We start from the raw sequence: 22,276 nt of genomic DNA, 5'->3' as shown, positions 1-22,276 counted from the left end.
GTTACTTGGAATGAGAAAATAGCCAGGGCAATAGTTCAGGTTCGGCAAATGCAGGATCCCAGCTGTTGTGGTTGGCATTGGGGTAAAGGGTGAGTTTTACCCGACCGCCCTTTTCTTCAATAGCACTGGCCATTTCTTTAGAAAAATGAGGAGGCACTACATCGTCTTTCAGGCCATGGAATATCCAGAAGGGTACTTTTTTGGCGTACTTTCTGGCACTTTTTGGGTGGTCGCCACCACAAATGGGTGCGGCAGCCGCAAACGTTTTGGGTCTGCGGCTCACAAGCTCAAATGTGCCCATTCCTCCCATGGAAAGGCCCATTACATACATTCTGTCTTTATCTATATGAGCAACCCGACTAAGCGAATCGACCAATGAAAGAAGGCCTTTCATGGCCAATGTAGGTTCTGTTTTGGTGGTGAAATAGGTAAACTGACGTTTTCCATTCTCATCGAGTGGTCTGTGTACATTGGCCCAGTAGTCTTCCGGTGGGCATTGAGGAAAAACGACAATGGCCGGAAACTTTTCCCGATTGGAAGGGTCGAGAAACAGTTTGCTGCCATGCACCAACTGTTTCTCATTGTTGGTACCACGTTCACCAGCGCCATGAAGAAAAAGTACCAGTGGATATTCCTTTGTGGGATCGAACCCATCCGGATAAAGTACTCTATAGTTGAGCGAACCTTCTTCATAGGTGTGTTTTGCCGCTCTAAAGTCTTCCTTGGTTTGGGCCAGGCTAATGTTTAATACCCCGGCCAAAGTACAGATGAGCAGTAGCTTAATCTTCATAGTAGAAACCTAGTTTTTTAAGTCCTTGCTGTATTTCCGGAGCCGACATAAACAGATCCCAGATTAGCCCGCTGCGGTAGTTTTCGATCATTACTGGAATTGGGCCCTGATCGATGGCCAGGTAGCGTGGGAGGTACCAATTTTCGTGGAAGCTAAAAGCATCGTAAGGACCAAATTCGCCTACAAGGGAATCGGCTTCGGTGTAGAGTTTTTTTAGCATGGCCATGCTTTCTTCCGGAGTATATGGGAAAGAAGAAAGGGCAGCAGTTGGCGAAATTACCCCAAGATCGCGGTCAGGTCTATGGCCGGCATAGCCTCTCATGGAGTAGCTGGAGGTAAAGCCCCACATGTCAGGCCCGTATCCTTTGAATTCATTGGGATTGGCTACTGCATGTTTGTGATGAATGAGGGCATGATTGCGGTTGAGCTTCCAGTAGTCTCCATACTTGTCTTTCAGGCCTTTTGGGTTAAGGCCGAGGTAAGAGTAGTGTGCCCAAAAGAGCGGACCCACGGGTGAGTCGTTGGTTTCGTAGTGGTTAAGTACGGTTTCGAGTCCATAGTAGGTAGTATCGTTGGCAATGGCACCATTCATGGCCCAACCTTCATGATACACAGCAGGGTCTACCGAGTGGGTTGGCGATGAAGCTGCCAGCACATACATAATGAGGCACTCATTGTAACCTCTAACATCAAAGTTCATTTCCCACTCATAGTTGGGCGACCAGTGCCAGTAGAGTACATTTTCGCCTTTGGTGTGCCAGTCGAACTCAATGTTTTCCCAAAGGGTATTCATGCGTTCGGCCAGCTGTTTTTCTCGCTTATCGTTTTTGTCCAGGTATTGTCTCACGGTAAGCAGGCCGGCTGCCAGAAAAGAGGTTTCTACCAGGTCGCCCCCATCGTCTTTTTTGCTAAAGGCCGAAACCTTACCGGTTTTGCCATCCCACCAGTGAGGGAATACTCCATGGAACGAATCGGCTTTTTCCAGAAAGTCTACAATCTTTTCAAAGCGCTCAATACCTTCTTCCCGGGTAATAAAGCCTCTTTCTATACCCACAATTAGTGCCATAAGCCCAAAACCTGAGCCGCCCGATGTAATAATGTCTTTGTCGTGACTGGGATAAATATCGTCCATGTGATATCGCTCGCGGGCCATACCGCTGTTGGGCTCGGCACCATTCCAGAAATACTGAAAGGTTTGATATTGCACCAGGTTGAGCAAAGAGTCTTCTTCGCTTTGGGTTTTTATAGAGTCGGCCTGCTGGCTGCCTTTGGATTGACTGCAAGCCCATAAAAAGGCGCCCAGTGCCATGGCCATCAAACATTGAAGTATTGTTCTTTTGTTCATCTTAGTTTAGGGTTATTCTAGGGTTTGGTTCAGTAGCTTGTAAATCCGAGTTTCTTTAGTCCGTTAGTTATTTCACTGCTTTTCATAAACAGGTTCCACAGCAAGCCTGTCCTGTGATTTTCTATCATCAGTACAATAGGCCCCTGGTCAATGGCCAGATATGAGCTGGCAACCCAGCTTTCAGTCAGGTTAAAGGCATCGTAGAAGCCATATTCTCCCCAAAGCATATCGCCCATAATGTAGTAGAAGTGTTTAAGTGCCTTCATAGATTCATCGGGTGTATAGGGGAAAGACGAAAGGGCGGCTGTGGGGGTAATTACCCCCAGGTCGTTGGTGGGAGAGTGGGCAGAGTAGCCTTGATGGTTGTCGCTGGCGGTAAGTCCCCAGGCGTTTTCATTATAACCAACAAAGTTTTTGGGGTTGGCAACAGCGTATGCATAATTTATCTTGCTGTGGGCTACGTTTTGATCCCAATAGTTGGCGTATTGATCTTCGAGCTGCCGCGGATCCAAGCCAAGGAAAGAGTAGTGGCTAAAGAATAGTGGCCCTCCATAGGAGTAGCCTAGTGGCAAGGTGGTGCCAAAGTATTCTTCACCATTAGCCATATTGCCATTTCTGGCCCAACCCTCATGGTATACATTGGCCGAAATAGGGTGGGTGGGAGAAGAGGCGGCCAGTACATAGACTATTAGCGATTCGTTCCAGCCCTGAATTTTCAGGTTCTTTTCCCAGCCCACATTGGGCGACCAATGCCAGTACAATACGTTCTGGCCGCCTCTGGTGTACCAATCCCATTCTACCTCTTCCCAAAGTTCTGTAATGGTATCTATAATGGCTTTTTCCTGAGTATTGGAGGCGTTGAGATATTCTCTAACGGTGAGGAGCCCCTGAATCATAAAAGCCGTTTCTACAAGGTCGCCTCCATCGTCTGTAGCACTAAAAGGAATGGCCTTACCGGTATTACCGTTCATCCAATGAGGCCATACCCCATGAAAACGATCGGCATTTTTTAAGAAGCTCACAATGGTCTGGAGCCTGTCTATTCCTTGTTGCCGGCTAATAAAACCGCGTTCTATACCTACCAGTATGGCCATAACACCAAAGCCCGAGCCTCCAATGGTTACAGTATTGCCACTGCTGTTGCGCTCTCTGGCCAATCCGCTGGTAGGATGAGCAAAATCCCAGAAGTATTTAAAGGTTTGCTCCTGAACCTTGGTGAGTAATTCGCTTTCAGAGATTTGCGGAAATTTATTGGTCGGGTTTAATTGTGTGTAGAACTCCAGGGAGTACCCTTCAAAGTCTCTGCCTTCGCTGCTCTTTAATTCTTCTGAGAGGGTGATTTTATATTTTTTAATGTAGTCTAGGGCTGTGGTTGGGGTAACGGAAACCACTCTGTTTTCATCAGAACTGCTTATGCTCACGGAGCGTCCTGTTAGTCTAAATGCTTTCTGAAAACTTTGGAGGCTTACCCCGGTGCTAAAATTGAAGGTAATAGTGGGTTGCACACCAATGTCTTGTACTCTGGGGTTGTTGCCTACCGTTTCTCCATCTATTTCAATGGAGATTAGGCTGAGGGCTCCTGCCAGTGTTTTGAATTGAATAGTGGTGGGAGTTGTGCTTGCTCCCGCGGTGCTTTTTAGGTTTTGGTTGATGGATATGGTGTATAGGGTGTTGTCTTTAAGTGTACCGTTAACGAGTAGTAGGGCTGATTTGCCTTGGGATGAAAGGGAGATGGTTTTTGAAACTTCGTTGTCGTTTTCACTCAATAGTATTCCTGATTGAGTAGTAGACTCATCGAGGGCAGCAGAAAATACCAAAGATATAGTTCGGTCTACAGGAACTCCTTCTGTAACACTACCAGTGCTCAGTTCAAGGTCACCGGCAAAGGCATTTTTGAGCACAAGGGGTTCTGCGCCAGGCTCATCTTTGCTACAGGCTAGCATGCTTAAAAACACTAAAGACAGAAGGTAGTGGAGCTTCATTATTAACTGGTTTAGATGAAATTGGGGATTTCAGCCAGGCTGAATTCCCCAATTCATAGTAATTATTCGATTGCTACTTAGCGAGCATTAATGATTGTCTGTATTTCTGTTTGTGTAATTACACGGTCGAAAATGCGCAACTCGTCCATCACACTATGGTCGGCATTGTGTCCCCATCCGGTAAAGCGCGGAGCCCCCGACATAATGGACATAATATCGCAATCGGTCCAGTCTATGCCATCGAAAGTGCCTTCGCTTACCAGCTGACCATTAATATAGACCTTAGCTTCTGTTTGCGATATGGTAAAGGCCATGTGAATCCAGTCTGTATTGGTAAGGGGAACATCGGCTGCATCGCCTCCATCGAACCAGCTGTCGGAGGCACCGGTACCTACATTGAGTTTAAAACGCTGCTCTCCACCGGCATTTTCTCTAAAGAATCTAAAGCCGCTGGTGCGCTTGTTCTGTGCTGTGGGGTTGGCATCGTCCGGAGGTCCTATTACCAAAATACCGGCTCTGTCCGGATCGCCATTTACCTTATACCAGAAAGAAGCGCTAAACTCATCGTTTTCAAGTGCCTCCGAAGGGAATGTCAGGTAAGAGTCGGCCGCTCCTTTGTAGGCATTGGTTCCTCTCAAACCCGATCCGGCAAAAGAAGGAGATCCCACTGCAGTAGCGTTACTGCCAGATGCTGCCTCTGTATAGTTGCCATCGAATGGCATATAGAAAATTTCACCGAATTCACCCTGATAAGGCACATTGCCTCCTTCGTCTCTAATAATGTTCTGAATTTCGGTTTGCGAGAGTGCCTTGTTGAATAAACGGAGCTCATCCATAAAGCTTTGATCTGAAAGGTGGTTCCACGCGGTGAACCTTGGAGCTCCTGACATAATGGATATAATGTCGCAGTTGGTCCAGTCTACTCCTGCAAACGCTCCTGTTTTCACTACCTGACCGTTTATGTATACGGTGGCCTCTGACTGAGAAATAGTAAAGGCCATGTGCACCCATTCGTCTTTGGTGGGGTCTACATCGGCCGCAGCGCCTCCATCGAACCAGCTATCGGAGGCACCGGTACCCACATTGAGTTTAAAGCGTTGTTTGCCTCCTGCATTTTCTCTGAAGAAACGGAAACCGGCCTTTCTGTTGTTCGGGTTGGTAGGGTTGGCTTCATCGGGTGGCCCAATAACCAATACACCGGCTCTGTCAGGAGTTGCATTTACCTTCATCCAGAAAACAGCACTGAATTCATCTTCCAACAGGCCATTGGTTGGGAAAGTAAGGTACGACCCGCTGGCACCTGCAAGAGCATTACCGCCAACTTTTCCCTGTCCGGCAAAGCCCATGTTGCCTACTTCTGTAGGGTAGGTTACGCTTACCAGCTCTATGTTGTCACCATCAAAAGGCATGTAGAATATTTCTCCATCATATTTGGCCTGATAAGGTGGTACTTTGGAGAAATTCACGCTTCTGGTAGTGGTTTTACCGTCAATGTCGGTGGCTACTATAGAGAGTGTATGATCACCGTCTACCAATTCTTCGTAGAGGTATTCGCCTACAAAACGTCTGTAGTCTTTAAAATCGCTGTAGCTAACAATTTCGTTGTCGTTCAACCTCACTGAGATGTTGTCTACTTCGATGTCGTCAGTCACCTCAAATTGAATGTTTATGGAGGTTACCGATTCGTAGACCTGAATTTGGGTGCCCTCAGTAGGGTAGGAGATGGTGACGGCCGGTGCCGACTCGTCTGCACCGGGGTCAACCGCCTCTATTTCGTCTATAAAGCTGTTGTCGCAACCCACCAATACGAGTAGCAGGGCGAAGCTTGTTACGATTGATTTAAATAGTTTCATAATGCTTTGTGTTTTCTTAGTTGCCATTGAGTTGGGTTAACAGATCCAATTGAGCCAATGGATAAGGAATGAATCGCGCAGCAGGCGTATAGGTTCTTCCATCGTGAGTCAGCTCTGAGGTGCGCTCGTAGCGCGCCAAATCGTAGAAGCGAATACCCCATTCCATCCCAAATTCAGCGAATTTTTCGTTGAGTACTTCATTGAGAGTTACTCCGCTAATATCGGGCAGCCCGGCTCTGTTGCGTACTTCGTTCACGGCATCATCGGCCGACATAACAGTGCTTGTGGCTCCATTCACCAGTGCTTCGGCATGCATGAGCAGAATTTCTGCATAGCGTATAACCAGGAAGTTCTTGTTTTCACCATATCTGGTTCTGCCCGGAGTTAACTGATTTGAGGGCAGGTAGTGCTTTCCGCTGGAGAAAATGGCACGCGGGTTAGGCTGGTTGTCTGTTCGGCCTATTACATCGCCATCTCTGGTGGTATTGGAAACGAAGGCCGGTAGGTTGGCATAATTGGGGTCTTCCTGAATGCGCTGAATACCTTCTCTGGTAAATAGAACGCTTGTTTCCAGTCGTACAGTCTCGTTTCGGTCCAGCATAAACTTGATGTACTTCATGGTAGGCTCCCAAAAACCCCATCCACCGCTGGAACCGGCTACTGCAGGGGTCCAGTTGTTTGGTCCAAAGAAGGCATGAAGGTAGTATTCGGCTTCGCCAGAGCTCTGACCAAAGTCTGAGTACTGGAACTCCAGGAGGCTTTCGTTGCTTAGTTTCCCCGGAATTTTGAATAGCTCATAAAAATCAGGGTATAGCTCAAAGGCATTGGAGCTAATGATGGCTCCGGTGGCATCGGCAACGGCCTGGTAGTTTTTAAGCTCCAGATTGGCCATGGCTTTTACAGCCAGAGCAGTGTATCGGGTAATTCCACCCTTAATATCAGTGCGCTGGTTAGGGCGAACATTCGGAAGGAGAGGGATAGCGGCATCCATTTCTTCAGAAATGTGGGTCATTACCTCTTCGAAGCTAGAAACCGGGGTCGTATAGAGTCCATCGGTTTGCGAGCTGGTAGGGAGCAATATATTGCCCCAGAGTCTGGCTAGCTGAAAGAGTTCAAAGGCCCGCATTACGCGAATCTCGGCAATGTACTGGTCGGCCGTGGCAGGGTTGGCGGCAAACTCCTTGTACTTCTCAATTTCTTCCATTGCGGCATGAAACTTAATGATGTCGTCATAGAAGTTGAGCCAGGTGGAGTTGTACATCCAGAAAGATCTGTCGTAGCGGAAAAAGTCGGTTTCTGTGAGTGGAAACTGGTCTCCGGCTGCGTTTACATCATCGCCCCTTACGGATAGCAGAGGGAAGGTTTCCCATTGCAGAGCGTAGAGCAATTCGTAGGCTCCTGTAATAAGCTGAGCCATGTTTTCCGTTTTGGTGTAGTCTGTGTCTTCTACTAACACACGTTGTTCCAGCGGATCGTTGAGCTTGTCGTCACAGCCGGTTGCCAGTACCATGGCCAGGCTTAGTGCTGTGAGCTTCTTAACTATATTTAATGCTTTCATTGTCTGTTTCTTTCGTTTTAAAACTTAATGTTCAAACCAAGGGTGTATACCGCAGGAATTGGGTAAGTCTGTCTGTCTATTCCGTTGGCTACTTCCGGGTTAAATCCATTGTAGTTAAAGACAGTTAATGGACGCTCTGCCGTAAAGGTTATTCGGGCGTCAGGGATATCGGTGCCTAATACGGTTTTGTTACGAATGTTGTAGGCCAGGCGCACGTTCTGAATTCTGAAGTATGAACCGTCTTCCACGAAATAATCGCTCATGCTCTGGTTCCAGCCTTTTCTTAAACCTGCGGCCGAAGGGTACTTGTTTGAAGTGCCCTCGCCTGTCCAAAGGTTGGTGGCCAGTTCTGCATCAATGTTAGTATCGGTAGTGAAAATGATTTCGCCTCTTTTACGGTTGAGAATGCTATGTCCTGATTGTCCCTGGAAATCGGCCGAAAAATCGAAGTTCTTATAACTAACCGCCAGGTTGAATCCATAGGTTAGCGTGGGTAAGAAAGAGCCCAATACCACACGATCCTGATCGTCTATCACACCGTCACCGTTCTGATCTTTGTATCGGAAATCTCCGGGCTCAATGCCCGAATCGTTAATGAACTCAGCGGTATATCCACTGTTGTTGATTTCGTTCTGGTTTTGGAAAATACCATCGGTTTCATATCCAAAGAATGCCTGTAGAGGCTGCCCTACAATAGAACGCTGACGGAATTCGGCCTGACCACCATCGAGGTATTGAGGGCCGCCAAGTGTGAGCACTTCGTTGTTTAGCGTGGCAAAGTTTCCGCCAACACGGTAGCTGATTCCGTTGGCGAGCTCATCGGACCAGTTCATGGCCACTTCAATACCGGAGTTTCTTATTCCGGCCGCACTTCTTCTTACATTTTCTCTAATGAGTGGGAGAATGATGGTTACGGCTGCATCTTTAGTGTCTCTCTGAAAATAATCAGCTTCAACTGATAGTCTTTCGTTGAACATTCTTGAGCTTACACCTATATTAAGTTCTTCGGTTGTTTCCCAACGATCCACATAGTCATAGGTAGGAATAACCACATTACCCGGAACTCTCACTCCATCTATAGCCAGGAATCTCTGTTCTACTGTTGGGGCACCTACAGATGGTGTAACGCCTGCGTTGCCAAGTTGTCCCCAGCCACCTCTTATTTTAAGGAAGTCTACACCGGAAAGGTTAAAGAAGTTCTCCTCTGAAAGTACCCATCCGGCACCAATGGTAAAGAAGTTGCCCCACTTTTGTTGGAAAATGTTGGTGCCATCTCTTCGGTAAGTTCCGTAAAGAAGATATCGGTCGTCATAGTTATAGGCCAAACGGGTAAAATAAGATGAACCGTAGGTTTTAGCACCAAAGTCGCCAACTCCACCCTGATCAATAACATCGGCCAGAGAAATGTACCACAGTTCTTCCTGAATGCGGCTTGGTGAAGGGTCTAACTCCGTACCTCTGGCAAAGAGCCCTTCAGTACTTTCGCTTCTGAAAGAATAACCGGCCACTGCAGTAATGTTGTGCAGGCCAATGTTTTGCTTGTAAGTAAGGTAATTGTCCCAAATTTGGTTGAATGATGTAGCGTGGCTTCTTCTTATAGAAGACTGAAAATCAGTAACTCCATCGCTATACTCAAAATTGACATTTCTGGAGTTGATGTTCGAATAGCTGTAGTTATAAGCGGTTCGGAAAGTCAGGCGATCTGGAATAAGGTCTGCCTCTGCATAGAAGTTGGCCAGAAATTTACCGATTTTATTACGGTTGTCATTGTAGAGGAGGTCGTACATTGGGTTTTGAGAACCTCTATAGCCAAGGGTTTGGGCATTGGAAAGCCTAACCGGAGTTGCGGCAGTGTTCAGGTCATCATATACAGGCAATATGGGTACAGCAAAGTAAGTCTTAAACCAAACCGAGTTTTCGGCCACATATTGGGTTCCGTTGCTTATGTTAATGTTTCCACCTACTCTCAGGTTTTCGTTTACATCGAAGTCTATTTTAGACCGTAGGTTTAAGCGCTCATATTCATTGCGCGTACTTTTGAGTAGGCCGTCTTGCTGAAAGTAGTTGACTCCCAGTGAGTAACGTGTGTTGTCACTACCTCCGCTTACTGTTAAGGAGTGGTTTTGAATGGGGGCAGCAGTTTCCAAAACCTGGCCGTACCAATCGGTATTTACATTGGGTACGTTGGGGTTAATGCGGCTGCGACCAAAGCGCTGGAAGGCGTTGTCTATAAAGGCTGCATCGGCACTGGATCCAGTGGCCAGAGCATACTCCGTAAATTGTTGGGCATTGGCCAGCTTAAGTACATTTTGGGCAACTTGCACACCGTAGTATCCATCGTACACTACCTCGGCCTGCTTATTATAGCTACCCGACTTTGTTTCGATAAGTATAACTCCATTGGAAGCTCTTACCCCATAAATTGCCGAAGCCGAAGCATCTTTTAGAACTGAAATGGTTTCAATATCCGCTGGGTTAAGGAAGTCTATGCTTTCGAAGAACATTCCATCTACCACATAAAGAGGGGCTGCATTGCCTTCAAGCGAGCCAATTCCTCTCACCCTAACGGTTGGGGCTGCTCCGGGAGCACCACTACTTACTATTTGCAAGCCGGGCACTTTACCCTGAAGGGCCTGCATAGCCTGGGCAGTAGGTGTTTTATTTATTTCATCGGTTTTTACGGTTGAAATGGAGGAGGTAAGGTCTTTTTGTTCCTGACTACCATAACCAATAACTACCACCTCGCCCAATTCGCTAACATTGGGATTAAGTGTAATGTTGATGGTGGTTTGATTACCCACTACCACCTCTTGTGTTACAAAGCCAACAAAGCTAAAGACCAATACTGCGTCTTTGCCAGAGACCGTTAACCGATACCGACCATTCATATCGGTTGTCATACCATTGTTGGTGTTCTTTTCGCGTACCGTTACTGTAGGCAACGGCTGTCCGTCTTCCGAAGATATGACGGTTCCCGTTACTACCACCGATTGTGCCCAGGCTGGCTGTGCCAGCGCGCACATCAGCAGTACCGGGAGTACTTTTAAGTACGAGCGTAGAGTTTTTTTCATGCCTTAATCATTTTGTTTCAAATAGGTAATGTCGTTTCAGTAAATCGATTGATATACGTAGAGTAATTGTAATTACTTTCTTAGAAAATGCGCAAGTTCTCTGGTGTGAAAAGTTGATTTTTGGCCTTTAAATAAGGGGTAAAACGATTGTTTTTTTGCGCGTTAGTCACATTAAAAAATTGGCTTTTAAAGCATTTTCAAGGGGAAAACGTTTGCATGTTGCGCTTAAAAAACAAAGTGCGAATGTCAACCAGAAACGACTAGTTGAGATGCGAGCTAAAGAGATTGTGGATGAGCACTGTTGAGGAGTTTTTAGAGTCGCCATCATATACCTTTTCAATCTTCTTCTTGAAGTTCCAAATGGTGTTCCTTCTCAACTCCAACATTTCCGAAAGCTGATCGAGCGTATACTCCTTCTGTCGGTTGTTGGTAATGTACAGAATGAAGAAAGCCTTTTCAATGGGGAATTTTATTCTATGGAATATGGTGTTGCTGGTTACCGACTCGTTGTAGCCGCACTTGGAGCAGCGTCTCATAAACTTGGTCTTACCTTCAAAGTATTTGGTATTGCCGCATTTGGAACAGTGATAGCCATTGCCCCATTTTAGTTTTTCTAAAAAACGATAACAGGTGAGCTCGTTCGGGAAAATTTTCTGGAATTGCTCCAGGTTTAGGTTCTTGTTGATGAGCCTGTCTTGCAGAATCTCTTTGATGTTGTTTTTGAGCTTCCAGTTGTCCAGATCGAGTTTGGAATTGATGGCGTTGATCTCCTTGGTTTGCTCAATGAGCTTTTGGTTGGTGTTGGCCAGAAGTAGGTTTTTTTCTTCGAGCTGCCGTGTTCTTTCTTTGATTTTTTCTTCCAGTTCTTTGTTTACCCGGTCTTTGAGTTCGGCATTTTCCTTTTGCTGATTAATTATGCGTTTGAAGGCTTTATCGCGGTTTGATTTCAGAATTCGCACTCTGTCGCTGAGTGCAAAGGTGAGAAAGATCATCTCTAGCAAGAAACAAATATGCAAACTGTAGTAGGTGATGGTGGTAAAAGGAATAACCGACAAATAGAGTAAGGCCTTGGCCAAAAAACCCAAAAAGAGCACGCCATAGGCCACAACGAAGAAACGGGCCGGCTTGTAACCTTTTTTCCATACGTGAATACTCGAGTAGAATATAAGCGAAAGGGGAATGATTTCTATGTTGCGGTATTCGAACAGGCTATGATCGAAAAGCAATACGTATATAAACAGTGCCGTGCGCAATACCAGTGCCCAGGTGAGTGCTCTATCGATTATAGGGGCCTTTATGTTGGTGCTTAAAAAGCGCTTGGAAAAGAGCAACGACCAGAAAATCAATGAAAACAGTGCTGTACCATAGGCAATCTGATTCCATTCGGGCCATTGAGGCCATAAGAACTGATAAGCAATACCATCGACACACATGGCATATACGCCTACACTAAGAATGTAAAAAGTGTAGAAGAGGTACTTCTGCTCGCGGATGGCAAAGTATATGAGCATGTTGTAAATGGATATGATGAAGATCATACCATAGAAAATACCATAAAGAAAGTACTCATTGAGCGAATAGCGCACAAACGCATTGACCGTACGAATGTTGATGCGCACATCGGCATAGGTGTGCGATTGTATTTTGAAGTAGAGATTTTGCTGGCCTTTTATGCTCGTGTCTATGATCCACTGAAAGTTTTTGTGCTCAAAAGGTTTTTGGTTGAAGGCTATGGCATCTCCAACGTGGTCTTGCTCGTAGCTACCGTCTGCCGTAGGGAAGTAGGCCCAGATATGGTCTATGGTTTGGTCGTAGAACTCCAGCATCCACTGTTTGTCCAGGCTGTTGGCAATGAGCAGAGGTACTTTTACCCAGTAGGTGCAGTTTACACAATAATCCTTGGGTTTATAGCCCGGGTTAATAATGAATTGTTTTTGTGAGTTGACTACCTCCTGAAATGTCATTGTGCCGGTGCTGTCTACCAAAATGGGGAGGTCATTGAAGGCGAGCAACACCTGTTCGCTGGAGTTGTCTATAAAGATGCGTTCTCTTTCATTGCCCTGAAAGAGGAGCATTACGAACATGCCAAGAAAACCACTTTTAATCAATGCCATAGACCTGAGTTAGGCTGTGCTTTGCAAAATACAAATTTTGAAAGCATCCTGTTTTTTGGAACAGAATGTCTGTGAAAAGGCCGAATGGCTATTTATATGGCTACACGGGCCTTGCCGTCTTGCCGCTTTGCATGATTTTTACGCTGAATATTCCCTACCATTTTTGTTACTCTTCCTCGTGAAAGCAGGCGTGGCAAGAAAGCGCTCAACTTATTCCAAATGCCAGGGACCAATACTACTTTACCGTGCATGAGCCCCTGGAATCCGAAGGTGGCAACGGTGTGTGCATCGGCAATATTGAATTTTATATTAGGGTTTTCGTTGCCATTGGCTTTGGCAAAATTGGTACGGGTCATGCCGGGGCAAAGTACACTCACATGTATGCCATGCGAGCGAACCTCATTGGCCAATGCTTGCGAAAAGTTGAGTAAATAGGCTTTAGAAGCGTGATAAGTAGACATGAGCGGCCCGGGTACAAATGCCGCTACCGAGGCATTGTTGAGAATGTAGCCTTTGCCTCTTCGAATCATGCCCGGTAAAAATCGCTTAATCAGATCTGTGGCAGTAACCATATGTACCTGAAGCATGGCCCGATCTTTTTCCCAACTGCTTTGGGCAAAATATCCAAAGTTACCAAAGCCGGCATTGTTGAATAGCAGCTCTACTTCAATCTCCTGAAACTGCGCAAAACCGAAGATATTGGAGGCAGCGTCTTCGGTAGAAAGGTCTTGGGTAAATACTTCAATCTGAACAGAGAAAGAGCTTAGTAGCGTTTCTTTGGTCTGTATAAGGTGGGGTTCATTTATATCTACTAAAAGCAAATTGTAACCTTGAGCGGCAGCAATTCTGGCAAACTCAAATCCAATACCTCCAGCGGCTCCGGTAATTAATGCCGTCTTTTTCATCGAACAAAAATAAAGAGGGTTTCTTAAAAGTACCGTTTCTTTTTGTTTTTCGTGTCGGCTATAGCCCGGGTCGAGCTATAATGAGTTGAAAAACCAGTTTTGCGGTGTTTTTTAGAAACCCTCTTTCGAAACTATTTTCTGTCTGGCTAGGCCAGGTATTTTTCTACTGGCACGTATGGAAGATCAAACGCTTCGGCAACGGCCTTGTAAACTACTTCACCACCAATAACGTTTAGACCTTTTTCCAGTTCTTTATTATCCTGACAAGCCTTTTTCCATCCTTTATTAGCCAATTGAATGGCATAAGGAAGAGTAGCGTTGGTTAGGGCTATAGTTGAGGTGTAAGGCACTGCCCCAGGCATGTTGGCTACGCAGTAGTGTACAATGTCATCGATGATGAACGTTGGGTTTTCATGAGTGGTTGGTGTACATGTTTCAATACATCCGCCCTGATCTACTGCTACATCAACCAATACAGTACCCGGTTGCATTTCCTTAAGCATATCGCGAGTAATCAACTTAGGTGCTTTGGCTCCGGGAATCAGTACCGCACCAATAATCAGGTCCATGTGAGGGATTAACTCTCTGATGTTAACCTCATTAGAGTAGCGAGTTACTACGTTCGGAGGCATTACATCGTTGAGGTACCGCATGCGGTCCAGGTTCACATCCATAATAGTTACCTGAGCCCCAAGGCCAGCGGCCATTTTAGCGGCTTGAGTACCAACAACTCCACCACCTAGAACCAATACCTTACCGGGAGATACACCAGGGACACCGCCCAGAAGAACTCCTTTACCCATAATTGGTTTTTCAAGGTATTTGGCTCCCTGCTGAGTTGCCATTCGGCCGGCTACTTCCGACATTGGAATAAGAAGAGGGAGGCTACCATCTGCTTTTTCAACCGTTTCATAGGCCAGACAAACAGCTCCACTTTCTACCATTGCATGAGTAAGTGGTTCGTAAGAGGCAAAGTGGAAATAGGTAAATACCAATTGATCTTTTTTGATGAGTTTGTACTCAGGTTCAATTGGCTCTTTTACTTTCATGATCATTTCGGCCTTCTCATAGACAGCCTCAATGGATGGTAAAATTTTAGCGCCAACTTCTTCGTAGGCTTCATCTGGGAATCCACTGTTTAGACCCGCATTGGTTTGCACGTATACTTCGTGACCACGCTTAATGAGCTCCAGTGCTCCACCTGGTGTTAGAGACACCCGGTTCTCGTTATTTTTGATTTCTATTGGAACGCCAATGATCATGTTTTGAACTGTTTAAATTTTTGAGTGGCAAATATAGCAAGCGGAACCAACAAACGTTTGCAAAACGGCCTAAAAACCCTGTTTTCATTGATAATCAGAAGTATATATTTCCAAATGTGGAAATCAGGAAATTATCTTTCTTGTAATTACTTTTCAGAGGAATGAAATTCTGATATAAATAATATGACAGACTAAAACATAAGTTATGGCTATTAATTCGATATAATATTTGTTCAAACTCAAAAAAAATAAGGGTTTACCAAATTTGATTTGTCTTGGAACTGTATTACATTTGTTAGACGTAGAAATGTCTATTAACCATTAAATTAATTCGTGTGGGAGTATCAAAGGCTGTGAGCAAAAAGAAGATCAATGTGGAGGAAGTATTGGCCGATTATCGATTGGCCGTTGAGAGTCGCGAGGCAAGTATAATAGGTAGAAAGGAAGTGTTTATGGGGAAAGCCAAGTTTGGCATTTTCGGAGACGGTAAAGAGCTTCCTCAAATAGCTATGGCCAAGGTTTTCAGAAATGGTGATTTTCGTTCCGGTTACTACAGAGATCAGACTTTCATGTTTGCTATTGGAGCACTCACGGTGCAGCAATACTTTGCTCAGCTCTATGCTCATACCTCCATTGAGGCCGATCCCGCTTCAGGCGGCCGATTAATGAATGGGCATTTTGCCAATCGCTTGCTCGATGAATCGGGAAAGTGGAAGGCGCAAACTTCCATGAAAAACTCCAGTGCCGACATTTCTCCTACAGCCGGCCAGATGCCCCGATTGGTTGGCTTGGCCTATGCCAGCAAACTATACCGCCACATTGACGAGCTCAAAGACCTTTCTGATTTTTCGATCAACGGAAACGAGATTGCCTTTGGAACCATTGGCAATGCCTCCACTTCAGAAGGTCACTTCTTTGAAGCCATAAATGCTGCCGGAGTACTTCAGGTGCCAATGGTAATGGCCGTTTGGGACGATGATTATGGTATTTCGGTGCCTAAGGAATATCATACTACTAAAGGAAGCATTTCAGAGTTTCTGGCAGGTTTGCAACGTAATAAGGATGGCCAGGGCTATGAAATCATCAAGGTGCATGGCTGGGACTATGAGGCCCTGATAGCCGCTTTCCAAAAGGCAGAACAAATTGCCCGCAATGAACACGTACCGGTATTGGTTCATGTAGATCAGGTTACTCAACCGCAAGGGCATTCAACCTCCGGTTCTCACGAACGCTACAAGTCGAAGGAGCGTCTGGAGTGGGAGAAAGAACATGACTGCCTTGTGAAGTTCCGGGAGTGGATATTATCCAATGAACTAGCTTCTGAAGAACAACTCGATGAGTTGGAGAAAGACGCTAAAGAATCGGCTAAGACAGCCAGGGTTAATGCCTGGAACGCCTTTATAAATGATATTAAGAAAGATCAGGAGACCGCTGTGGTTATTCTTGAAGCCCTGGCTGAAGAGAGTGAGCACGGAGGACAAATCATACAGATCATTTCTGAATTAAAGAAGACGCTGAACCCTATTCGCCTAGATACATACAAGGCCGTGAAAAAAGTGTTGCGTATTACCCGCAACGAACAAACCTCGGCCAGAGCTTCTCTGGTTGCTTGGTTGAAAAAGGCTGATGAAGAGAACTTTAAACGGTTTAGCTCCCATGTAATGAGCGAATCGGAAGAAGCTTCGTTGAAAGTGCCGGAAGTAAAGCCGGTGTTTTCTGAGAACTCTCCTTTAGTTGATGGCAGAGAGGTGCTCCAGGCCTGTTTTGATGCTGCTTTGAGTCGCGACCCCCGAGTGTTTGCTATTGGAGAAGATGTGGGTAAAATTGGCGATGTGAACCAGGCTTTTGCCGGTTTGCAGGAGAAATATGGTGAGCTACGAGTTACAGATACCGGTATTCGTGAAACAACCATTATTGGCCAGGGAATTGGTGCCGCTTTGCGTGGCTTGCGTCCTATTACGGAAATACAATACCTGGACTATTTACTGTATGCCATACAAACTTTGAGTGACGATTTGGCCACTCTACAGTACCGAACCGTAGGGGGACAGAAAGCTCCACTCATAATTAGAACTCGTGGCCATAGATTAGAAGGGGTTTGGCACTCAGGTTCGCCCATTGGCATGATATTGAACTCTTTGCGTGGAATTAATGTGTTGGTGCCGAGAGACATGACACAAGCGGCCGGTTTTTACAACACCATGCTGCAGTCTGACGATCCCGCGCTTATTATAGAATGCCTGAACGGTTATCGTCTTAAAGAGCGTATTCCAGACAATATCGGTGAATTTACAGTACCTGTTGGAGTACCTGAAGTCATAAGAGAGGGAGCCGATGTGACAGTAGTTACCTATGGTTCTATGTGCCGCATTGTTATGCAGGCAGCTGAGGAGCTGGCCGAGTATGGCATCTCTGTAGAGATTGTAGATGTTCAGTCGCTTTTACCTTTCGATGTTCACCACACCCTAGTAGAGTCGTTGAAGAAGACCAATAGAGTGGTGTTTGCCGATGAAGATGTGCCGGGTGGTGCTTCTGCGTTTATGATGCAAAAGGTGCTGGAAGAACAAGGGGGATATTACCATTTAGATTCTCAGCCGGTTACTATTACCGCTGCAGAACACAGGCCTGCCTATGCTTCTGACGGAGATTATTGGTCTAAGCCCAATGTTGAAACGGTGTTCGACAAAATCTACGAATTGATGAGTGAAGCGGAACCTGACCGATTTCCACCCATTTATTAATGATTTAGATAAGGAGTAAGGAAAATTACCTTTCTACCCGAATACCCTGAAGTGTAAATTCAGGGGTTTCTCCCACATTACTGGTGTGCAGCGCTCTGTCGCGAATAATGAATTGCAATTTCAGTGTGTCGGTTCGGAAAATAGGTAGGAATATCCCTGACTTCATATCGTAGGTAATTACACCTTCAATAGGTCGTTTGTTATTTCTCACCACAGCACAGGGATTTTCTTCGGAAGAAAGACAAGGGAATCGTCCATCGAAGCTAATGCCACAAAGTGTGCTTTCGTTGGCACTTCCCCTGGGTTGAGCCCTCAGGTCTACCTCCTGAAAGGTGCCATTGCGTTTCACAAAGAAGTCAACCTCTATATTGTATTGGTTTCTGTTAAAGTCAATGAGAAGGGTGTCTAGCAAATCATTGTCTCCATTGATGTCTTGGTTCTCCCGGTCTTCAATTATGTAGTCCAGGCAAGTAAACGGAGGGTCGTTGGGCCGCTGTCCAAATTCCACCGGCTGGTTGTTTTCCAATACTAGGTGGTAGGGAGCATAGGGGCCAAAGTCTTCGTCACCGTCTAGCCCAAGGTCGCCATCTCCATCTTTCACATTTATGGATAAACGGAGAATGTTCTCCTCGAACAGCGGGTCGCCTGCATTTCTAACTTCAAATTCAATGTTAGAAAAGCTTACTTCTGGTTCAATGGGTAGGTCTGGTGGGCGGTTGCAGGCAACACCCAATGCCAGAGCAAACACTAATACCAAAACTTGAGAAGACGATAGCTTTATTCTCATGGATTACTTTATATAAGTACAATTATAGCAATATTTGCCCTAAGTGAACGGAAAACACCAGCTCTATAACGTATGGCCGAAATCAATAGTTTAATCCATCGGATAAAAAGCGTTTCAGAAGAGGAATTTAATGCGCTTGCTCTCGATGTTTATCGGTTTCAGTATCGGTATAACAAGGTGTATCGAGCCTGGTGCGATCATTTGAAGCGCAGCCCACAGCATGTGAGCCGGCTGGAAGAGGTGCCTTTTCTACCCATTAGTTTTTTTAAAGCATTTGAAATAAAAACAGGGCAATGGCAAGCTGCATCTGTTTTTGAAAGTAGTGGAACCACCGGAACACAGCCGAGCAGGCACTTTGTGGCCGATAATCAGCTCTATTTAGATAATTGTAAAAAGGCCTTTGAGGCTATCTATGGTCCTTTGAATGACTACGTTATTCTTGCTCTTTTGCCTTCTTATCTGGAGAGGGGCAATAGTGGTTTGGTGGCTATGGTCAATAGATTTATAGAATGTACTAATGACACCCAGTCAGGATTTTACCTGAATAATTTAGAGCAACTGGCTCATCAACTCCAGACTTTGAAAAAGGGAACTAAAAAAGTGCTTCTTTGGGGAGTTACTTTTGCCTTGCTCGATTTTGCGGAGCAATATTCAATGCACTTTCCTGAGTTGCTGGTTATGGAAACTGGCGGCATGAAGGGCAGAAGAGAGGAGTTAGTCCGGGAAGAGGTACACGACCGCATTAAACGTGCATTTGGTGTAAAAGAGGTGCACTCGGAGTATGGCATGACCGAGCTTTTCTCTCAGGGCTACTCCACCGGCAATGGGCTCTTTAGACCTTCGGAAACCCTCAAAGTAGTTGGGCGAGAATTAAATGATCCACTATCTTATCCCAGTTTTCAGCATACTGTGGCTTTCAATATTGTGGATTTGGCCAATGTACATACCTGTTCATTTATAGAAACCAAAGACATTGGTCGGGTGCTTCCTGATGGTCGTTTTGAGGTAAAAGGAAGGATGGATAACTCGGATCTTCGGGGTTGTAATTTAATGGTGGTCTAAAATTTTCCGGCCAACCACCCGTTGAAGGGTAAGATAAATGCATTCAATAGATTAAAAACACGATTGAATTTTTATCTTTAACGCTCAAATTTACATCATGAATAAGAAGAAAATCTTTCTTTTGTTGATTGCCGTGTCCTTTTTAGGTATTACCTCTTGTGCCCAATCTATTTGTGCTGCCTATGCCAAGGCCGATACTGAAGAGGTAAAGAAGGAAAAAAAGGAAGGGCAGTTCTGATCTAAATCAGATACTTTTTTACGTCCTCTTCCCCAATTTCATCTCCACACATAATCACGAGTCGTTCCGTAACATTACGTAACTCCCGAATGTTGCCCGACCAATCATAGGCCTGAAGAGCCTTAAGTCCATCGGCCGATACTTTCTTTTTCTTGGTTCCGTACTCATCGGCTATGTCGTCCAGAAATTTATCCACCAACATTGGAATGTCTTCTTTACGGTCTTTTAGAGGGGGAACCTGAATGACAATGACGCTGAGTCTATGGTATAGGTCTTCACGAAAACGATTCTCCGCAATTTCTTTTCTTAGGTCTTTGTTAGTGGCTGCCAATACCCTCACATTCACATTGATATCTTTGTCGCCACCCACCCGGGTAATCTTATGTTCTTGTAATGCCCTTAGCACCTTGGCTTGAGCAGAAAGGCTCATGTCACCAATTTCATCAAGGAAAAGAGTGCCTTCATTGGCTTGTTCAAACTTGCCAATGCGCTGTTTGTGAGCCGAAGTAAATGCGCCCTTTTCATGCCCAAAAAGTTCGCTTTCTATGAGTTCGGCAGGGATAGCCGCACAGTTAACCTCCACAAAGGGAGTGCTGGCCCGATTGCTTCGCTCATGAATTCCTCTGGCTACCAGTTCCTTGCCGCTGCCATTAGGGCCGGTAATCAGAACCCTGGCATCGGTAGGACCAACTTTGTCCATCATTTCCTTTACTTCAGCAAGGGCTTTGGATTCGCCCACCATCTCATATTTCTTAGAGAGTTTTCGTTTGAGAGTTTTTGTTTCGGTAACTAACGAAGACTTGTCAAGCGCATTTTTTACCGTAAGTAGCAAACGGTTCAAGTCGGGCGGTTTGGGCACAAAGTCAAAAGCGCCCATTTTGGTGGCGTCTACTGCGGTTTCAATGGTGCCGTGGGCCGAAATCATGATGAATTGCGTATCTATTCCAGCCATTTGCACTCGTTCCAGCAACTCAATACCATCCATTTTAGGCATTTTCACATCGCATAGCGCAATATCGAACTTATCGGCAATCAGTTTTTCCAGCCCCTCTTGCCCATCTTTGGCTTCTTCTATTGAGTATTTTTCATACTCTAGTATTTCCCTAAGAGTGCTGCGAATACTTTGTTCGTCATCGATGATCAGAATTTTTGCCATGCTTTTTAGTGGATTAGGAAAATGGGTAATTAGTGAATTGGTTCTAACTCGTTCTTTCAAGCGAAAATAGTGCTAAAATTGAAATCTGGCAGATAATCAAGTGATCATTTCCTAATTAACCAGTTGCCCAATCACCAAATTCACTGAAAGGAAAAAAAAGATATAGACCTGTAAGCCGGGTTCTGTCTACTCCTCTTTTGAGGATGATCTTATCATTTATCTGGCCGCGGTATTACTACCGAAGTCTATCTGCCTACCCTCTTGCATTGGGCGGGAACCCTCAAACGCAAGTATACGTGGCATTTCACCGCATAGAGTTTACCTGATTTCACTACAGCATTACCTGTACATACTTTCTGTTGCACTTGTCCTCTCCGTCAGTTGACGGATGACGGCCGTTAGCCGCTATGCTTCCCTGTGGTGCCCGGACTTTCCTCACTCCCGATAAATCGGGAGAGCGATAAGACGGTCTATATCGCGGCAAAGATACAATAAATGATGCGATTTAAAGGCTCTCGCGCAAATCGTGAAGAACTGGGATTCCATTTTCAGATTGCCAGTAAAACAAGAAGTCACAAGCATTAGTGTTCAGGTCTATCTGCAAGGTAGTTTCTCCATTGTCGACCTGCAGACTCCCTCTGGCCGGGAGGTATACTTTGTGGAGCCAACAGCTAAAGGTACTCAGGTTAGGGCCTGTGTTAATGAGCTCAAGGGTTGTACCTGAGGGAAGAGTAAAATGCCATGAGTTGGAGGTCAGGTAGTTGGCCTTGGTGTCAAGATGATCGCGTCCATTGGTTTTTTCATATTGAATGTCGCGACTTCCTTCAAAAGGAGTGCTTTTGCCTCTCAGCGTTAGCATTAAATCATCGAATTCGAGCCTATAGCTTTTTTGTGTGTCGCTATTGTTTTCTGAGGTGTTGGTTAGTTCCAGCACTCCATTTAGAGAAATATTATTGAGTTCAAAATCAGTAAGAGTAATGCGTATGGTGTTTCCCGGAGTGTCTGCCGGGTGATCGTAGTCTAGTAGAATAGAGCCTTTTAAAGTATAACCAGTGCCATCAATACATCCTTCGCCAAAACTAAGCAACAGTTGATTGTTGGAAGTATCCAGAAACTGACCTCCACATGTTCCTCTGTCGGAAAAAATATTAAAGTTGATGTGTGTGTTGGCTGCGCCCCGGTCTCTTTCGCTAAGGGAGTGCAACACATTGAGAGTGGTGCTTTCTACCTGATGAACGAGTAGTTCAAAAGCGAGGGCTTCTGAAATACCTTCCGGCAAGGGAATATTAGGTTCGTTGAGTACCACCACATCGTCCTTATTGCAAGAGGCGAATAACAGGGCTATAATCAATGGTAAAAACAAGATCCTTGTGCGCATATTATGGTGTTTGTCTCATAAAACGTGAATTACC

General features: G+C 45.3%; 15 protein-coding genes and 1 other RNA gene. 3 read left to right on the top strand and 13 right to left on the bottom strand.

Features of this window, described 5'->3' with window-relative positions; all coding sequences use genetic code 11:
- Window position 1 precedes the first annotated feature (1 nt).
- The 9 genes from B3O12_RS18565 to ald form a co-directional block, all read right to left on the bottom strand.
- Window positions 2-790 carry a prolyl oligopeptidase family serine peptidase gene (locus tag B3O12_RS18565; protein ID WP_286757377.1) on the bottom strand — a complete coding sequence of 263 codons (789 nt, stop codon included), beginning with the start codon at window positions 788-790 and terminating at the stop codon, window positions 2-4.
- Entirely contained in the window at window positions 780-2,135 is a 1,356-nt protein-coding gene (locus B3O12_RS18560; RefSeq protein WP_286757376.1) for a glucoamylase family protein, read from the bottom strand. The genes B3O12_RS18565 and B3O12_RS18560 overlap by 11 nt, the downstream gene beginning before the upstream one ends.
- 29 nt (window positions 2,136-2,164) lie before the next feature.
- Entirely contained in the window at window positions 2,165-4,117 is a 1,953-nt protein-coding gene (locus B3O12_RS18555) for a glucoamylase family protein (RefSeq protein ID WP_286757374.1), read from the bottom strand.
- Window positions 4,118-4,194: 77 nt separating this feature from the next.
- The gene (locus B3O12_RS18550) at window positions 4,195-5,997 is read right to left on the bottom strand and encodes a LamG-like jellyroll fold domain-containing protein (RefSeq protein ID WP_286747999.1); all 1,803 of its coding nucleotides are present in this window, start codon (window positions 5,995-5,997) and stop codon (window positions 4,195-4,197) included.
- Entirely contained in the window at window positions 5,987-7,528 is a 1,542-nt protein-coding gene (locus tag B3O12_RS18545; protein ID WP_286747997.1) for a RagB/SusD family nutrient uptake outer membrane protein, read from the bottom strand. Before B3O12_RS18545 ends, B3O12_RS18550 begins: the two co-directional genes overlap by 11 nt.
- A gap of 17 nt (window positions 7,529-7,545) precedes the next feature.
- Complete coding sequence (locus B3O12_RS18540) at window positions 7,546-10,599, bottom strand: SusC/RagA family TonB-linked outer membrane protein (RefSeq protein WP_189630469.1); 3,054 nt, start codon at window positions 10,597-10,599, stop codon at window positions 7,546-7,548.
- A 260-nt stretch (window positions 10,600-10,859) separates the two neighbouring features.
- Window positions 10,860-12,713 carry a 7TM diverse intracellular signaling domain-containing protein gene (locus B3O12_RS18535; protein WP_286757371.1) on the bottom strand — a complete coding sequence of 618 codons (1,854 nt, stop codon included), beginning with the start codon at window positions 12,711-12,713 and terminating at the stop codon, window positions 10,860-10,862.
- A 92-nt stretch (window positions 12,714-12,805) separates the two neighbouring features.
- Window positions 12,806-13,618 (bottom strand): SDR family NAD(P)-dependent oxidoreductase, encoded by an 813-nt coding sequence (locus B3O12_RS18530; protein ID WP_189630470.1) that lies wholly within the window; start codon window positions 13,616-13,618, stop codon window positions 12,806-12,808.
- Window positions 13,619-13,764: 146 nt separating this feature from the next.
- On the bottom strand, window positions 13,765-14,880 hold the full coding sequence (gene ald / locus B3O12_RS18525) for an alanine dehydrogenase (RefSeq protein WP_189630471.1): 1,116 nt from the start codon (window positions 14,878-14,880) through the stop codon (window positions 13,765-13,767).
- Window positions 14,881-15,215: 335 nt separating this feature from the next.
- Between ald and B3O12_RS18520 the strand changes: the two genes are divergently transcribed.
- On the top strand, window positions 15,216-17,621 hold the full coding sequence (locus B3O12_RS18520; RefSeq protein WP_286757369.1) for an alpha-ketoacid dehydrogenase subunit alpha/beta: 2,406 nt from the start codon (window positions 15,216-15,218) through the stop codon (window positions 17,619-17,621).
- Window positions 17,622-17,646: 25 nt separating this feature from the next.
- Here the strand turns inward: B3O12_RS18520 and B3O12_RS18515 are convergent, their stop codons facing one another.
- Entirely contained in the window at window positions 17,647-18,408 is a 762-nt protein-coding gene (locus tag B3O12_RS18515) for a hypothetical protein (protein ID WP_189630472.1), read from the bottom strand.
- Window positions 18,409-18,480: 72 nt separating this feature from the next.
- Between B3O12_RS18515 and B3O12_RS18510 the strand changes: the two genes are divergently transcribed.
- Both B3O12_RS18510 and B3O12_RS18505 read left to right on the top strand, forming a co-directional pair.
- The gene (locus B3O12_RS18510; RefSeq protein ID WP_286757368.1) at window positions 18,481-19,470 is read left to right on the top strand and encodes an acyl transferase; all 990 of its coding nucleotides are present in this window, start codon (window positions 18,481-18,483) and stop codon (window positions 19,468-19,470) included.
- A gap of 97 nt (window positions 19,471-19,567) precedes the next feature.
- Complete coding sequence (locus B3O12_RS18505; protein WP_189630474.1) at window positions 19,568-19,708, top strand: hypothetical protein; 141 nt, start codon at window positions 19,568-19,570, stop codon at window positions 19,706-19,708.
- A 1-nt stretch (window position 19,709) separates the two neighbouring features.
- Here the strand turns inward: B3O12_RS18505 and B3O12_RS18500 are convergent, their stop codons facing one another.
- From B3O12_RS18500 to B3O12_RS18490, 3 genes are all read right to left on the bottom strand, one after another.
- On the bottom strand, window positions 19,710-20,864 hold the full coding sequence (locus tag B3O12_RS18500) for a sigma-54-dependent transcriptional regulator (RefSeq protein ID WP_189630475.1): 1,155 nt from the start codon (window positions 20,862-20,864) through the stop codon (window positions 19,710-19,712).
- A 155-nt stretch (window positions 20,865-21,019) separates the two neighbouring features.
- Window positions 21,020-21,341: RNase P RNA component class A (gene rnpB / locus B3O12_RS18495), an RNA gene on the bottom strand.
- A 28-nt stretch (window positions 21,342-21,369) separates the two neighbouring features.
- On the bottom strand, window positions 21,370-22,242 hold the full coding sequence (locus tag B3O12_RS18490) for a hypothetical protein (protein WP_286757367.1): 873 nt from the start codon (window positions 22,240-22,242) through the stop codon (window positions 21,370-21,372).
- Between the last annotated feature and the right edge of the window lie 34 nt (window positions 22,243-22,276).

The sequence above is a fragment of the Roseivirga sp. UBA838 genome, assembly GCF_002296035.1.
Classification (GTDB): domain Bacteria; phylum Bacteroidota; class Bacteroidia; order Cytophagales; family Cyclobacteriaceae; genus Roseivirga; species Roseivirga thermotolerans.
This window is presented reverse-complemented; position numbering and strand designations above follow the sequence as displayed.

Coding starts and splice junctions, on each gene's coding strand:
- B3O12_RS18545 (WP_286747997.1), bottom strand. CDS start 7,528: ATGAAAGCATTAAATATAGTTAAGAAGCTCACAGCACTAAGCCTGGCC.
- B3O12_RS18535 (WP_286757371.1), bottom strand. CDS start 12,713: ATGGCATTGATTAAAAGTGGTTTTCTTGGCATGTTCGTAATGCTCCTC.
- B3O12_RS18540 (WP_189630469.1), bottom strand. CDS start 10,599: ATGAAAAAAACTCTACGCTCGTACTTAAAAGTACTCCCGGTACTGCTG.
- B3O12_RS18500 (WP_189630475.1), bottom strand. CDS start 20,864: ATGGCAAAAATTCTGATCATCGATGACGAACAAAGTATTCGCAGCACT.
- B3O12_RS18515 (WP_189630472.1), bottom strand. CDS start 18,408: ATGAGAATAAAGCTATCGTCTTCTCAAGTTTTGGTATTAGTGTTTGCT.
- B3O12_RS18555 (WP_286757374.1), bottom strand. CDS start 4,117: ATGAAGCTCCACTACCTTCTGTCTTTAGTGTTTTTAAGCATGCTAGCC.
- B3O12_RS18530 (WP_189630470.1), bottom strand. CDS start 13,618: ATGAAAAAGACGGCATTAATTACCGGAGCCGCTGGAGGTATTGGATTT.
- ald (WP_189630471.1), bottom strand. CDS start 14,880: ATGATCATTGGCGTTCCAATAGAAATCAAAAATAACGAGAACCGGGTG.
- B3O12_RS18490 (WP_286757367.1), bottom strand. CDS start 22,242: ATGCGCACAAGGATCTTGTTTTTACCATTGATTATAGCCCTGTTATTC.
- B3O12_RS18565 (WP_286757377.1), bottom strand. CDS start 790: ATGAAGATTAAGCTACTGCTCATCTGTACTTTGGCCGGGGTATTAAAC.
- B3O12_RS18560 (WP_286757376.1), bottom strand. CDS start 2,135: ATGAACAAAAGAACAATACTTCAATGTTTGATGGCCATGGCACTGGGC.
- B3O12_RS18510 (WP_286757368.1), top strand. CDS start 18,481: ATGGCCGAAATCAATAGTTTAATCCATCGGATAAAAAGCGTTTCAGAA.
- B3O12_RS18550 (WP_286747999.1), bottom strand. CDS start 5,997: ATGGCAACTAAGAAAACACAAAGCATTATGAAACTATTTAAATCAATC.
- B3O12_RS18505 (WP_189630474.1), top strand. CDS start 19,568: ATGAATAAGAAGAAAATCTTTCTTTTGTTGATTGCCGTGTCCTTTTTA.